The organism is Coleofasciculus sp. H7-2 (genome assembly GCF_042747725.1).
GTDB lineage: Bacteria > Cyanobacteriota > Cyanobacteriia > Cyanobacteriales > FACHB-T130 > FACHB-T130.
In genome coordinates, this window is the sequence record NZ_JBHZGO010000103.1 from 52,478 (window position 1) to 65,817 (window position 13,340).

Annotated in this window: 16 protein-coding genes and 1 pseudogene; 7 read left to right on the top strand and 10 right to left on the bottom strand. The window is 45.7% G+C overall.

Going from position 1 to position 13,340, the window contains the following annotated elements; translation table 11 throughout:
• Positions 1-91 precede the first annotated feature (91 nt).
• On the bottom strand, positions 92-1,927 hold the full coding sequence (locus tag ACFW2W_RS21810) for a DUF655 domain-containing protein (protein WP_378183183.1): 1,836 nt from the start codon (positions 1,925-1,927) through the stop codon (positions 92-94).
• Between the two features lie 246 nt (positions 1,928-2,173).
• Between ACFW2W_RS21810 and ACFW2W_RS21815 the strand changes: the two genes are divergently transcribed.
• The 3 genes from ACFW2W_RS21815 to ACFW2W_RS21825 all read left to right on the top strand — a co-directional run bounded on the left by ACFW2W_RS21815 (position 2,174) and on the right by ACFW2W_RS21825 (position 4,763).
• On the top strand, positions 2,174-2,554 hold the full coding sequence (locus tag ACFW2W_RS21815) for a hypothetical protein (protein ID WP_378183186.1): 381 nt from the start codon (positions 2,174-2,176) through the stop codon (positions 2,552-2,554).
• Between the two features lie 66 nt (positions 2,555-2,620).
• Positions 2,621-3,811 carry a cysteine desulfurase family protein gene (locus ACFW2W_RS21820; RefSeq protein ID WP_378183188.1) on the top strand — a complete coding sequence of 397 codons (1,191 nt, stop codon included), beginning with the start codon at positions 2,621-2,623 and terminating at the stop codon, positions 3,809-3,811.
• Positions 3,812-4,028: 217 nt separating this feature from the next.
• A complete protein-coding gene (locus tag ACFW2W_RS21825; RefSeq protein ID WP_378183191.1) occupies positions 4,029-4,763 on the top strand; it encodes a DUF1995 family protein in 735 nt (244 codons plus the stop codon).
• Positions 4,764-4,820: 57 nt separating this feature from the next.
• Here ACFW2W_RS21825 and ACFW2W_RS21830 read toward each other — a convergent pair whose 3' ends face one another.
• A complete protein-coding gene (locus tag ACFW2W_RS21830) occupies positions 4,821-7,331 on the bottom strand; it encodes a diguanylate cyclase domain-containing protein (RefSeq protein WP_378183194.1) in 2,511 nt (836 codons plus the stop codon).
• A 586-nt stretch (positions 7,332-7,917) separates the two neighbouring features.
• Between ACFW2W_RS21830 and ACFW2W_RS21835 the strand changes: the two genes are divergently transcribed.
• The 4 genes from ACFW2W_RS21835 to ACFW2W_RS21850 all read left to right on the top strand — a co-directional run bounded on the left by ACFW2W_RS21835 (position 7,918) and on the right by ACFW2W_RS21850 (position 9,776).
• Positions 7,918-8,028, top strand: coding sequence for a DUF6753 family protein (locus ACFW2W_RS21835; RefSeq protein WP_378183197.1), 111 nt, complete (start codon positions 7,918-7,920; stop codon positions 8,026-8,028).
• Positions 8,029-8,125: 97 nt separating this feature from the next.
• Positions 8,126-8,374 carry a DUF6753 family protein gene (locus ACFW2W_RS21840; RefSeq protein ID WP_378183200.1) on the top strand — a complete coding sequence of 83 codons (249 nt, stop codon included), beginning with the start codon at positions 8,126-8,128 and terminating at the stop codon, positions 8,372-8,374.
• Between the two features lie 25 nt (positions 8,375-8,399).
• Positions 8,400-8,468, top strand: a complete 69-nt coding sequence (locus ACFW2W_RS21845; RefSeq protein ID WP_378183331.1) for a hypothetical protein — start codon at positions 8,400-8,402, stop codon at positions 8,466-8,468.
• A gap of 234 nt (positions 8,469-8,702) precedes the next feature.
• Positions 8,703-9,776, top strand: coding sequence for a patatin-like phospholipase family protein (locus ACFW2W_RS21850; RefSeq protein WP_378183203.1), 1,074 nt, complete (start codon positions 8,703-8,705; stop codon positions 9,774-9,776).
• A gap of 322 nt (positions 9,777-10,098) precedes the next feature.
• Here the strand turns inward: ACFW2W_RS21850 and ACFW2W_RS21855 are convergent, their stop codons facing one another.
• From ACFW2W_RS21855 to ACFW2W_RS21890, 8 genes and pseudogenes are all read right to left on the bottom strand, one after another.
• Positions 10,099-10,617, bottom strand: coding sequence for a DNA-binding protein (locus ACFW2W_RS21855; protein WP_378183206.1), 519 nt, complete (start codon positions 10,615-10,617; stop codon positions 10,099-10,101).
• A 191-nt stretch (positions 10,618-10,808) separates the two neighbouring features.
• A complete protein-coding gene (locus ACFW2W_RS21860; protein ID WP_378183209.1) occupies positions 10,809-11,006 on the bottom strand; it encodes a hypothetical protein in 198 nt (65 codons plus the stop codon).
• On the bottom strand, positions 11,003-11,347 hold the full coding sequence (locus ACFW2W_RS21865) for a hypothetical protein (protein ID WP_378183212.1): 345 nt from the start codon (positions 11,345-11,347) through the stop codon (positions 11,003-11,005). Before ACFW2W_RS21865 ends, ACFW2W_RS21860 begins: the two co-directional genes overlap by 4 nt.
• 101 nt (positions 11,348-11,448) lie before the next feature.
• Positions 11,449-11,809 (bottom strand): annotated as a pseudogene (locus ACFW2W_RS21870) (SAM-dependent DNA methyltransferase); the annotation flags it as partial.
• Positions 11,810-11,827: 18 nt separating this feature from the next.
• Positions 11,828-12,160, bottom strand: coding sequence for a XisI protein (locus ACFW2W_RS21875; RefSeq protein WP_378183215.1), 333 nt, complete (start codon positions 12,158-12,160; stop codon positions 11,828-11,830).
• On the bottom strand, positions 12,151-12,567 hold the full coding sequence (locus tag ACFW2W_RS21880; RefSeq protein ID WP_378183220.1) for a XisH family protein: 417 nt from the start codon (positions 12,565-12,567) through the stop codon (positions 12,151-12,153). Before ACFW2W_RS21880 ends, ACFW2W_RS21875 begins: the two co-directional genes overlap by 10 nt.
• 90 nt (positions 12,568-12,657) lie before the next feature.
• The gene (locus ACFW2W_RS21885; protein WP_378183223.1) at positions 12,658-12,876 is read right to left on the bottom strand and encodes a DUF2283 domain-containing protein; all 219 of its coding nucleotides are present in this window, start codon (positions 12,874-12,876) and stop codon (positions 12,658-12,660) included.
• An 11-nt stretch (positions 12,877-12,887) separates the two neighbouring features.
• Positions 12,888-13,208 carry a DUF4258 domain-containing protein gene (locus tag ACFW2W_RS21890; protein ID WP_378183225.1) on the bottom strand — a complete coding sequence of 107 codons (321 nt, stop codon included), beginning with the start codon at positions 13,206-13,208 and terminating at the stop codon, positions 12,888-12,890.
• Positions 13,209-13,340 lie beyond the last annotated feature (132 nt).

The window sequence follows — 13,340 nt, forward strand, 5'->3', positions numbered from 1 at the left end:
TAGATAAAGACCAGCACTATCCTGTCAGATGCTAGTCCTGTTTGTCGTTAGCGTCAGCAAATTGTCGCTATCCGGAAAGAAGAAGCAGTTGCTACCAAGTCACGCGATCGCTTAATTTTTTTAGCAAGCTGGGGCCAACTCCTGGCACTTTGTCAAGGTCTTGTAACGACGTAAAGGGTTTCTGCTGACGCGCCTCAATAATCCGCTGAGCTAATTTTGGCCCAACTCCGGGCAATGCCTCGATTTCTTCTTTAGTTGCAGTGTTGAGGTTGACCGCATCAGAATTGGACTGAGGGCTAGGGACGGAGGACAGAGGAGATTTAGAGAGATTTTTAGGGTTTGGTTGCGCCTTTGGGATCGGAAGTTTGGTTTTTGGATTGGCAGTTGAGGTGGTTTGGGAGGGTTGAGAAGCTGTTGTTAGCTGGGGACATTGTTTCTGCTGTGCCTGTATTTTCTGCCCAATCCCATCAGGAACACCCAAAATGGCATTCTCATAAAGGCGGTCAAATTCCCGCTCATAATGGGCAGCAACAGTCGGACTTTCAATGACTAATAGCGTCTCATCATTGCCGCTATTGGCGGCTTCTGACCAGTTGTGGGAGCCAGTGATGACGTTTTTTTTATCCAATACCCCAAATTTGTGATGCAATAAATCGCCCTTTGGCAGCAGAGGCACGCCAACTGTAGTAATCGGTTCTTGCCAAGGGCGGTTATCGGCTTCATACTTGCATTGATTGCCCAAGGCAAGCCCCATCATGTCCAAAGCTTCACTGTAGGGGCGATAGACAAAATCGGGGTCAATTAAAGCCCGTATCTGCACGCCCTGTTGATGGTCGGTTTCCAGAATATTCGCTAAATGCTGATCGGAGAAGACAAACAACGCTAAATTGACACTTTGGGCAGCGGTACTCAAAGTTTTGCCAATTAAGCCGTTACTACTTTGATTCCAGGGTTGGGTTGTGGATGTTGGGGAAAACTGGACGGTGACGGTGGTCTTGACGAGGTTGACTTGCTGTGCGGGTCGATAGGGCTTTTTGATGCCAAATTTACTATCAGGTTTGCCTCCTGGCCCATCGCCCCACATCGCGTTAAACTCTTGGGTGAAAAGGGTTGCCAACTCCGGACTATCTATTTTCAGCAAGTTATTGGCATTGCCCAAGCTGGTAGGCTTGGCAAAATCACCGTGAATATCGGACGTAGTGAAGTTAGCGGAAGTTACGAGAAGTTTTGCGTTATCGACGATAACAAATTTGTGATGCATCAGGCTGCTACCTTTGGAACCGTCAGCCGTATCGTCGATTGTAGGGATACCCGCGTTGCGTAACATTACCAAGGCATCTCCTTGGTTAATTTCCGCTGGACTGAGCTGATTATCGCCGTTGCGGTCTACTAATTTGAGAAATTCTTGATAGCGATCGCGTTCTCGTTGCGGCAGTTTCGCTAACTCTGCTGAAGCAATCGCACTTAGAGGACGAGTGTAGGTATTTTCTAAAATTACCCGGACTTTTACCCCAGCTTTCTGGCGATCTACCAGCGCCGTGGCAATCTTCGGTAAGCGCAACTCTTGCACCGCCACATCGACGGTAGATTTAGCAGAAGCGATCGCATCGACAATCTGTTGCTCTAAATCATCTCCCTGCCGTCGTTGCTGGCGGTAAGGCTCAGTATATTCTGACGTTTGGGCGTGGTTGAAGTATACCTGAACAAAAGGATCTTGAGGCAGAAGCGTGAGACGGGAATTGTGCGACTGCACCAAAGGATCTTGAGGCAGCGTGAGACGGGAATTCTGCGACTGCACCCGCTGACACGCGCCGAGAGTTAGCGCCAGCAGTAACGTGAAGCCCAGACGGATTGCAGGTGGGGAAAAAAGAAGATGCACGGGAAGTTGGATTCGCTGATAGATAGAGAGGATAGGCGAACTAGCCATCCCTTTTTTACGTCATCGAAGCATAAATTTCTTTCATCACCCACACGATAACCTGATGGATTAGCGGTGTCATCACCAATTTTTCGTCAGCAAGCGAAAACGATTCTCAAAGACTTGTCCCTCTTGCATTAACATAAACTGCAAGCGGACAAAATTTTGATCTTGTCCAACCGCCCACGGCGGAGAGTTTCCACAGGATAAAAGCTTTGTGGGGGTGGGAGGCACCAAGCCACACCACTATTTTTTATGCCAACCAGAAAAAAAACGTTTTCGTGCGGTCACAAAGGCTATGGTCAAACTTGCCATCGCTGCGTTCAAGAACGCGCCACCTGGATTCAAAGAAAACAGGAAAAACAGGAGTGGGAAGATTCTTTTTCACTCGATCCGATTAATTTAAGACATCTTCCCGCTCATTTGGTGGTCAAGGCGCGAACCATCATCGCTAGGTTAGAGGGTAGCAGAAACTATATAGAATTTCGGGGCAAGCGGATGCGCCACAACCGCTTGATTATTAGTATCCCCTTGAGCCGCGACTACCGGATGATTTGCCGCGACTGCGGGACTAAGCTGGTGCCAGAAGAAGTCATGTCTCACGAAGAATATAACGTCTGCAAACCGGGTGGTTAGGCGAGAGACTCTCTAGCGAGAGGCGCTATATGCTGAAAGAAGAGACAGCCTGTCGCTTAATCAACCATGCAAATTTATCTGGATTATAGTGCTACTACGCCCACTCGCCCAGAAGCGATCGCACTCATGCAAGCCGTTCTCACCCAGCAGTGGGGGAATCCTTCCAGTTTGCACGAGTGGGGGCAACGGGCTGCAACGGTTCTGGAACTGGCAAGAATTCAGGTGGCTGGACTCATTAACGCACCGGCTGAGTCGATTATCTTCACTTCTGGCGGCACCGAGGCAGACAATCTGGCGATTATGGGGGTTGCCCGCAGCTACAGGACGCCCCAGCATCTAATTATCTCCAGCGTCGAGCATTCAGCCGTGTCAGAACCGGCGCGTTTATTGGAGTTGTGGGGTTGGCAGGTGACGCGGTTGCCTGTAGATACTAAAGGTAGGGTGAATCCCACCGATTTAGAAAAGGCGCTGCAACCGAATACAGTCTTAGTTTCGATTATTTATGGGCAAAGCGAAGTCGGCACGCTGCAACCGATTGAGGAATTGGGCAAGATTGCCCACTCCCACGGGGTGTTGTTTCACACCGATGCCGTCCAAGTCGCTGGACGCTTGCCGATTGACGTGCAGCAGCTGCCGGTGGATATGCTATCTCTTTCCAGCCACAAAATCTATGGCATTCAGGGTGCGGGTGCCCTTTATCTCCGCCCTGGTGTGGAGTTAGCGCCCTTATTGTGCGGGGGAGGGCAAGAATTGAAGCTGCGTTCTGGGACTCAGGCTGTTCCTGTCATTGCTGGTTTTGGCGTGGCGGCTGAGTTGGCGGCGCAAGAATTGGTAACAGAGACACCGAGATTGATAAAATTGCGCGATCGCCTGTTTTCCCATTTAGCGAATGTTCCCCACCTCATCCCCACCGGCGACAGGCAGCATCGGCTACCCCACCACGTCAGTTTCAGTGTCATCGGTGAGAGTGAAAAAGTCACCGGAAAAACCATTGTGCGGCAGATGAACCTGGCTGGAATTGCCATCAGTGCTGGTTCAGCCTGTCACAGCGGTAAACTCAGCCCCAGCCCCATCTTGCTGGCAATGGGGTATAGCGATGCACTTGCCTTGGGAGGCATTCGCTTCACCCTGGGACGGGACACGGAGGAAGCCGATGTAGACTGGGCGGCAATGGTGCTGAAGCAAGTTTTGGAACGATTGATGCCTGTTTCCAGGATTAGTTTTCAGCCGGAGCGAGTTTTGAGTTTAGAATTTTGAATGCTAACAACTCACAGTAATAAGTAGATGGGAATCATCAACTACAACATTAAACCTAATCCCCAACCTCGTTGCATGGTAGGGAAGGGGGCAATTTCCCTTACAGATTAAAACATTCTTTCTCTTGTTCCCTCTCCTCTTAGGAGAGGGTTAGGGAGAGGTTTTTTAATGAATTTGACATTTTGGTTTAATCCACTTAAATTCAACAATTTTCCAGATGGCAGAACTTCCCAAATCACTAGAAGAAGCGATCGCGCAATCGGGCAAAGCTACCCAAGCCGCGATCGCAGATGGTTACACCCGAATCAAGGTCGAATTAGTCTTCCCAGAACTCAAACCGATGCCTGTCGCCTTGCAATTCATCGAAGTCTTTGAGGAGATGGCATCGGAGTTGAAAGTTTTCTTCCCCGACGCCGGGGCAGCTGCCCTTGCCCGCCGCGACTGGGGACAGGTACCATTTAAAATTACAGATATTGGCAGTAGCCGATCGTCCGTAGATGAGAAAATTCACCCAGACGACAGAGTTTTCTTGCTCGTTGAACCTTCTGCTGTAGAAGTTTTGCAAGTCGAAAAACTGTGCGAAGCCGCAGGCGATCGCCCGGTTGTTCTGCTCAACCCTCAACTGGAAGATGCCGCCATTATTGGCATTGGCTACGCGGGACGACAATTACGCGATCGCTTCCTGACTACCCTAGAATCCAGCTACTATCTCAGACCCCTCGACGGTGCTGCGGTGCTGCGCTGCTACCCGTCCCCCTGGCAAGTTTGGCAGGAAACAAACGACCACTATCAGCTAATTGCCGAAGTTCCCAAAAAACCAGTGGGCGAAGAACTTGACAAAATCCTGGCAGGAACAACTCAGACTACCGACACCTTCCTCGACACCCCAACGCCGAAAAAACCGGGATTGTTCACCAATTTACAACGGTTCATCCGTACCCTGAGCCGTTAAATTAAAAATCCAAAATTAAAAATGGTACATTCTTCCTTCATTTTTAATTTTTAATTTTTAATTGTGTGCATAACAGCGATCGCGCCCTGCTGCTTTTGCCTGATAGAGGGCGGTGTCTGCTGCGGAAATTAGCATTGCTGGTGAGGATTCTGAAGTCGGAATCACACTGGCAATGCCCAAACTGAGAGTGATCTGCTGACTTGTTGGAGAATTAACGTGAGCGATCGCTAACGCCTTCACTTCAGCGCGAATTTTCTCAGCAACTTGGATTGCTCCCTCAGCCATCGTATTTGGCAAAATAACCGCAAATTCTTCTCCCCCATAACGAGCCACTAAATCCGCCGAACGCTTCACTGCACGCTCAATGGCACTCGCCACTGCCCTTAAACATTCATCTCCCGCTTGATGACCGTAAGTATCGTTGTAGAGTTTAAAAAAATCGATATCGCCCAAAATTAATGATAAGGGTGCTTGCTCTCGCACCAGCCGCCGCCACTCACTATCCAGGTACTGGTCAAAGCAACGGCGATTCGCTATCTGAGTCAAACCATCTAAAACGGCAAGGCGCTGTAACTCCTGATTTGCTTGCTGCAACTGTTGATAAAGTTGGGCTTGTTTAATAGCGATTCCCGCCTGTGTTGCCAATTCTTTGAGCAAATTAATCTCTAGCTGCTGCCACTGTCGCGGTTGCGAACAATGATGAACAATCAACAATCCCCACAAATCCTCGCCTTGGAGTATGGGAACCACCAAGTTTGCTCTTACCTGAAACTGAGCCAGTAAATCAATGTGACACTGACTTATCCCTGCCGTATAAATATCTTCAATCGCTTGAATACGACCGTTTTTGTACGGCTGGACATAAGTTTGTGCAAAGCAACGATCTGTAATCGTCGATCCCAAAATTGGCGTCCACCTAGAATCGACCGCCTCAACTGCGACAACGCCACTCCAGTCTGGTTGAAAGCGGAAAATTACTACCCGGTCAGCCTGAAGAAATTGTCGCACTTCCGTCACCGTCGTGTTGAGAATTTCCTCTAGCTTCAGAGATTGACGAATTTGGTGGGTAATTACCCGAATCAACGACTCCCGCTTTGCCTGCTGCAACAGTGCCTCTTCAGTGGCTTTGCGCTGAGTGATATCAGTCAGCATTCCCAGGACACCCGCATATTTCCCCGCTCGATCGAAGATGGGATTGGTAGAAACAATCGCCCATAAATCGGAGCCATCCTGACGGCAGAATTTAAAGTCATGTTGTTCTTTAATTCCTTGGCGGCGACGCTCCATTAAAGCTTCTGCGATCGCGCGACCTTCGTCATCCATAAAAGCAAACAAAGGCTTGCCTAACATTTGAGCCGCTGTTAGTCCTAGCATTTGTGCCATCTGGTTATTCACAAAAGCTGTATTCCCCTCAGGATCGAGAACCCAGATCCCTTCAACTGTGGTTTCGACAATTCGACGATATCTCGCTTCGTTTTCTCGTAGTGCTTGCTCTGCCTGCTTGCGCTCCGTTAGGGAAGCGATATAATTAGCCAAGCTTCCGATCCATCTCAGAAATGAATCATCGCATTCAACAATTTCCAGATGGGCTAGACTTAAAACTCCGATTGACCTTTGGTTGACGATCATCGGCATACAAATGAAAGTTTTAATCCCAGGCTGCCAGAGTATTTTATTAGAGTTACCATTCTTGTCTGACTGCGGGAAATCCGTCTTTACGACAGGCTGACCCGTGCGAACCACAGTCCCCGAAAGCGTCTGGTCTACCGGCACCTCAAGAACAGTTGTATCCGGAGGCAAGGGAACTCCTTTTACCCCTGCAAACACCATCATTTGCCGCGCTTCGTCATAAAGTTCGATGGTGATAATCGGAAAACCAGTATCAACACTAATTTGTTCAACAATCTCTTGAAATGCGGTGTAAAGAGATTGAGTACCCTGCGTGATTTCTGAAATTTTGTATAGCGTTAGCAGTTCCAGATTGCATAGGTTGAGCTTGTTTTCTGAGTGCTTGCACTCGGTAATATTCTGAGCTTGGGCAATCAATAAAGGTGGAGTATGCTGTGCCTCAACCAACTCTGTTTCGACCTTCAAAAGCTTCAGCGAGAAGTCAAAGATGGCGATAGTATCTCCCACACCCCGCAGCTCAACTTCGTAACCCACGAATTCTCCATCTGCTGCTTGAGCGATCGCGCATTTTAAACGTTCCTGGATCTCTAGCGAAACGCTCCACCACCGCGCTTCCCAAAAAGGACGACCCATAACATCAGTTGCAGTGATTCCACCGAAGTCTAGCGCCGTCTGATTGGCTTCTATGACAATACCGTCTGATTGCAGTAGCGCGATAAATTGGGATGTTTGATTAAAAATAGCGTGGAATCGTCTCTCACTTTCGCTTAACGCTGTTTCAAACCTTTGTCGTTCGACGATCTCCTTTTGCAGTTGTTCGCTCGTCTGGATCGGTTTATCTGTGAATGCTGCAACCAGCTCTTCAAAATGCTCTAACTGTCCACGAGGAGTGATGCGATGCGAATTGTCATCCCAGGGTAATAATTGATGGGGGTTCATTTCCTAAACTCCTAATACCATTGGCCCAAAAATACCCCTCTCCACAAGAACAGTAGCCAAGCGATCCCCTGAGCGAATGATGTCATACCATAGGTTTACACATCTGCCCTAATGATGATGAAGGAAAACATAAAATGTTATTAATCTTCCGCTGAGCGGCGGCTTCAGAAATTTGAAGTTGAGGCGATTTGATGGATGCGATCGCTTGGGTTAGCCGCTAGATGCAGATTTTTGTCTTGGGGCTGGCTTCCCCGATCGTGGACCTCTTTTAGAGCGAAATCCTATGTGATGATGATTCGACTGTTCGCTCAAACGGCGGATGCGTCAATGGTGGCACTTTTCCTAACACGAATGTAATAAAAAATGCGATGAGTGAATTTTCACGGGCTTGATAGTTATCCTAAGTTTAAAGTGACAAATCGGCATTAGAAACGCTATCCAATTTTCTGCTCATCTGAAAAGGAATAGTCAATAATTTGGGGTGTTGGGATGGCAACGAATTAAGTCGTTTATGTTGTCAGATTACGAGGCGTTTGAAACTACGGGGATGTTACCGTGAGTTAAAGATGCTGTTGATACTAAATCTTTGCTGGATATTCCCCTGGAGGGTCAATCTGAGGAGTATAGGCGCAAAGTTTTGGAGTTGGCTTTTAAAGGGAAAATTGAGCCAACTGACCCAAGATTTCTGATTTTATAGGCTACGGGGCGATTGGAAGTGCTGATTCGAGAAAGTCCCAAACCAGAGGATTTTGAGTTGGTGTGCGATCTTTGGCGCGGATTAACATTACGAACGGGTGGCGCTTGAGAAGCAAGAGGGGCAAATTGCTGAGGCTGTCAATTCTCTAGTGCGTCAGACCCAATTGACAAGGATGGTGACATCTGCGCGTTCTTTGGTGGTTGCGGTGGGTATCCTCTTAACGACGTTGGGTGTCGGTGCTTTGATGGGATGGATGGGTTTGCTTTGGTCGCAAGGGGGGTTTGCGCTGGGGCAGCCAGTTCATCTGACAAAACGAGCAGGCTCTGGCTTTGCGGTGGGCGACTAGCGCTGAGGGGAAGTTTGCTCGGAATTTGATCAAGTGGTATTCGGATAGTCTGACTAATTTAGAATCCAAAAAGGATGTCAAGCGTTTAGGGTGACTATGGAAGTTGCAGGAGGTGAATCTACATCGGGGTTCTCCACTATATGGGTTGAAGCTCTAGAAAAGCGTAAATTTAGGGATTAAATGTTTGCGGTTTCATACACTATAAAGTGGTTTAGGCCGCAAATGCAGCACAATTAATAGTTGGAGCGCTTGAGTTTTTTTGGTTAGGACAATTCTTTTGGAATCAGTTTCGTTGACAATTTAAGCAATATCTCAAGGAGCAAGTGTTATGGATACTAAAGTATTCAAGAGAAGAATTCTCTCAATTGATGGTGGTGGTATCCGGGGTATTATCCCTGCGATCGTTCTCAACTACATTGAAGAGCAAACAGGAAAACGAATAGCAACAATGTTTGATTTTATTGCAGGCACTTCAACAGGAGGAATTTTAGCACTGGGTTTAACTAAACTGAACTCAGATTCTAGGATCAATAAGGAGCCAGAGTACACATCTGCCGAACTTGTAAATTTCTATCGCAAATATGGAAAAAAGATTTTTAGTGAGAATATGCCACTGGGTCTAGATGATATGGGACAACCCAAGTTCAACCCACAAGGTAGGCAAGAAGTTTTCACGGAGCTTCTAGGTGAAGCGAAGGTTGAAGACGCATTAAAAGAAATTTTGATCACGAGCTACGATATCGAACTGAGAGCACCAGTTTTTTTTACAAGCAATCCGGAAGCAGAAGACATCGATAGTTATAATAGCCGCAAAATATGTAGGGGATTCAAAATGGTTGAGGCAGCAATGGCAACTTCTGCTGCACCGACATTCTTTCCGCCTTACAAACTCGACACAGCACATCGTACTCCAGAGGGATATTACGCTTTAGTTGACGGCGGGATTTTTGCAAATAATCCTTCCTCACTTGCAATGATGGAGGCGATGATTTCTTACAAGGAAGCACATAAGGGTGAAGAACTAGAACGTACTGATACCCTTGTTGTTTCTTTGGGGACTGGCTCACTAACTAGACAATATAAGTATAATAAGGTGAAAAATTGGGGACAAGTCAAATGGGTACTTCCCTTATTGAACATTGTTCTAGATGGTCAAAGCGAAGCTGTTGCTTTTCAGCTTGATAAGCTAATGGTAAATAAAGGAGAGAACAGAAACTACTACCGTTTTCAACTTCAATTGAGTGGCGATCATAATCACGATCAGATGGATAATGCAGATCCTGGTAATATCGATTACCTAGAGATGCGAGGTGAAACATTGACTGAGCATTGTCGGGATAGTTTGGATCAGTTGTGTAAGCTTTTGAAAGAGGACAATACGCTTGGGATAAGAACAATCTGACTTCCTTTCACAGGTCTGTATTTCCCAAGTTAACTGTAAAGTACGACACTGATGCTTACCTTCAACAAATCTAATGTAGAGAGCATCGATTTCTCAATCATAACTAATCTTCATAAATCTTTACCTCAAAAGTTTATGAAGATTAGTTAATTTAATAGGTTTCACTCTTTCTTCTCCCTATTCAGTATTAGAGATAGACACTGAAACCGAGTTTCTTTCCTCGGGAAGTTTGATATTTCGTTGCTGCAAGCCAAAGAAACCGGGTTCCTGGGATTACTCAATGGTTGTTCTAACAATCTATTTTAGAGCAACTCACTAACATTTATGAGGTTTTAGCAGTCATACTTACTTTTTCCTTTCGCCATTTTTCTACACTTTGTTTAACAGCTTCTATTTCCTCAAAATCTACCCGCATCACAGCCGTTTCAAATTCTACGCCCAAAACTGTGCTAACTTCGAGGATTTCTACAAAACTGGCACATTGATAATCTGTATCTTCATACTGCCTAACTCGCCGTTCTTCAATTCCTAGTATTTGAGCTAATTCTTGTTGACTGATTTTGGCTGCTATCCTAGCTTTAATTAAAGCATCTGACAGCTTATTTATGCTCTCAACTTTAATTTGAATCGGCTGGATTTTGTCACAATTAATAAGCCTTTCATATTCAGCAATTTCTGCTTGTAAAGCCATCAGGTGAGATTGCTTGACATCGCGAGAAAGTTGCCAACCATCGGGGTCGTTTTTCTTCAGTTCCTCATCTTGGTCTAACGCCATAATAGAATATTCAAATTTTCGCGCGCATTCTTGACTGTATTCATACTCTTTTTCATTTTTAATCATGGTTTCCACCTCAATAAATCTATAGCAATAATACCTTTAGGATTTAACTTTCTGTCACGCTGAAAGAATTCTAAGGAAGCTAAACCGTTATGACCCATATAAGTACATAGGAAGGGGGAAGGCGGACGCTTTTCCTGAGCATACCAGGGTGAGCGATGCTTGCAGAGATAGCGATCGCTCACATCCTTCTCTTACTCATTAATAGTCTCTGCTGCTTGACCTTTACCTTGAAGTCTAGCCAGACGTTGCTCTCGCAGACCAGTTTCTACCATCGCAATTAATTCATCAAGCTGGAGTGTGAGCAAATCGATTTGTTGGTTAACTTCACGCCACCTAGCAACACTTCGCGCTCTCGTCTGGGGGTCGGGTATTTGGAGTTGTTGATTCATGGCAGATTCCAATTTTGTTTGGTTTCAGAAATGCTTGCCTCAATAGCACCGATTAATGCCTCAGTCTGCTCAATAGTTTGAGCCAATAAGTTCAGCATAGCATCGGTCGCTATCGGCTGGTATTCGGCTATTCCTAGCGCCAGAGTATGCAAACGCGAGTAAGGCATTCTCAGTCTCTCAGCACCGCTTTGCATCTGATCTAATTCTGGTAGGGTTGCCTCATTCTCCCCAAACCGTTCAAATATGGCGAACTCAGTAGCTTTGGCTTCATCAATCAGTTCTACTAACCGTCGCTGCAAGTAAAAGATAGTAGCTAAAGTTTGGTCTGGTAATTTGGCCATTATGCCCCAGATTATAGACAAGACTACATCATACCCAAGAGAGCTGCAACTACCAGAAGAAACGTTAAAAAGCACGCAAGAAACGCGATCGCACTTCTACTTTATAAAACTTCAACAATCTTTCCAGCTAGAGCATTACCCAATTCCCTCGGCTCCAGCTTATGCAACCCACCCCCATACACGCGCCCCTCACCCATCAGAACTTCATCAGAAATGCAACCCTTGCGCCTGCCAAACCTCTTTAAGCAATTCTGGCTGATTTAAAAGCACTTTAGCAAGAGCAGGTTTAGGGTACAACATCAAATAAACATTGGTAGCCGTCGCCCTTGAGTGATTCAGGATAAATCGAAAAGGTCTACCTCTACCACTATCCTGACGACCCATATAGGTACAGAGGAAAGGGGAAGGAGGACGCTTTTCCTGAGCATACCAGGGAGAGCGATGCTTGCAGAGGTAGCGATCGCCTCTCTAACCTCATCACTACCCCACCGCCAACTCTGTAAACTTACGCATATAAGGCGACCTGTATCCCAACACGATATCAGACTTAGGCACTCCGGCTTCAATTAACTCGTTGGCTATCCCCACCTCAGTCCCATCTCGTTGAATCCAAATTTTTCCCTCCCTAATCTCAATGTGAATAACACATCCAAACACCCGTTTTTCTCCACGCCACCCGACATGAAACATCAGATAGCGATCGCGATCGACATCGAAAGCAATTTGAGTTTCCACTTCGCGATCGTCACTGTCGCCCTCAGAATGTTTTCCGACAATCGATTTAATTATTTTTCTATATTTCTCTATTTCCATAGTACAATCTCCTCCCTAATCGGATTGAATACAAGTAAGTTTAATTGCATCCGCATTACTGACATTTGAGCTAAACGCCGAGTGAAAAATTCTTCATAAATATCTTCGGGTACTGCTAGATAAAGAACTCTATCTGGCTGTTGTTCTGCTAAAACCACTTTATAGTTCCAAGCTTGACCGATCGCTTCGTGAAAATTATTAATCAATGAAAGACCTAAAAAACTTTTAATTTCTACTGCTATTTTCTGTCCGTACCTTTCTGCTCCCAATAAGTTATTTTCAGCACCTAAATCTACATACAGCTTATCTTCATCTACTTTAAGATAGATAGGATCGTCAGTAATTGTCCACCCTTCCTTTTCCAGTGCTGAACGTACAATGGGATGAAAGATATCTTTTGCGGACATAGCTTTATGTGAGGAAAGGGGAAGGAGGACGCTTTTCCTGAGCATACCAGCGAGAGCGATGCTTGCACAGGTAGCGATCGCCTTCCCTATTTAAGCCACAGTAAAAGATATATTTTCCAGCACTACATTAGGGATATTTCCTGCACCTAAAACTTCTGTAGCATCTAAAACTTCTATCCCTACTAATAATTCATTTTCACCAATATTTAAAGCAATTTCCTCAGTTAACTGCAAAGTGCGACACTGATGCTTGCCTTCTACAAGTCTAATGTAGAGAGCATCAACTTCTGAATCATAACTAATTTTCATAAACTTTTACCTCAAAAATAAAAAGTATAGACCGTGATAACGACTAATTCAGTATCAGTCTCGGCAACAATCGGTGCGACTTTTTTGAGAGAGTAGAACTTACCCTGCCAATCATTATTATATTGAAAAGTGGCTTGATATTTGTATCTACCATTTTTAGCAGGTTGTCGATTACCTGTAATAATAGCATCAACAATTTCTGCTTCATTTGTACCTCTTTCAATCGCTTGTTCTTGAGCATGATTAGTTAATCTAATGGTTTTATTTTGCTTGTCCAATAAATTAGATGCGGGTAAAACCTCAAGAATCCTCTCACATAGAGTATTACCCAATTCCCTCGGCTCCAGCTTATGCAATCCACCCAATACACGCGACTCTCACCCATCAGCACCTCATCAGAAATGCGATCGCGTAGCGTGCCGTAGGCAACCCTTGCGCCTGCCACACCTGTTTGTGAAATTTTG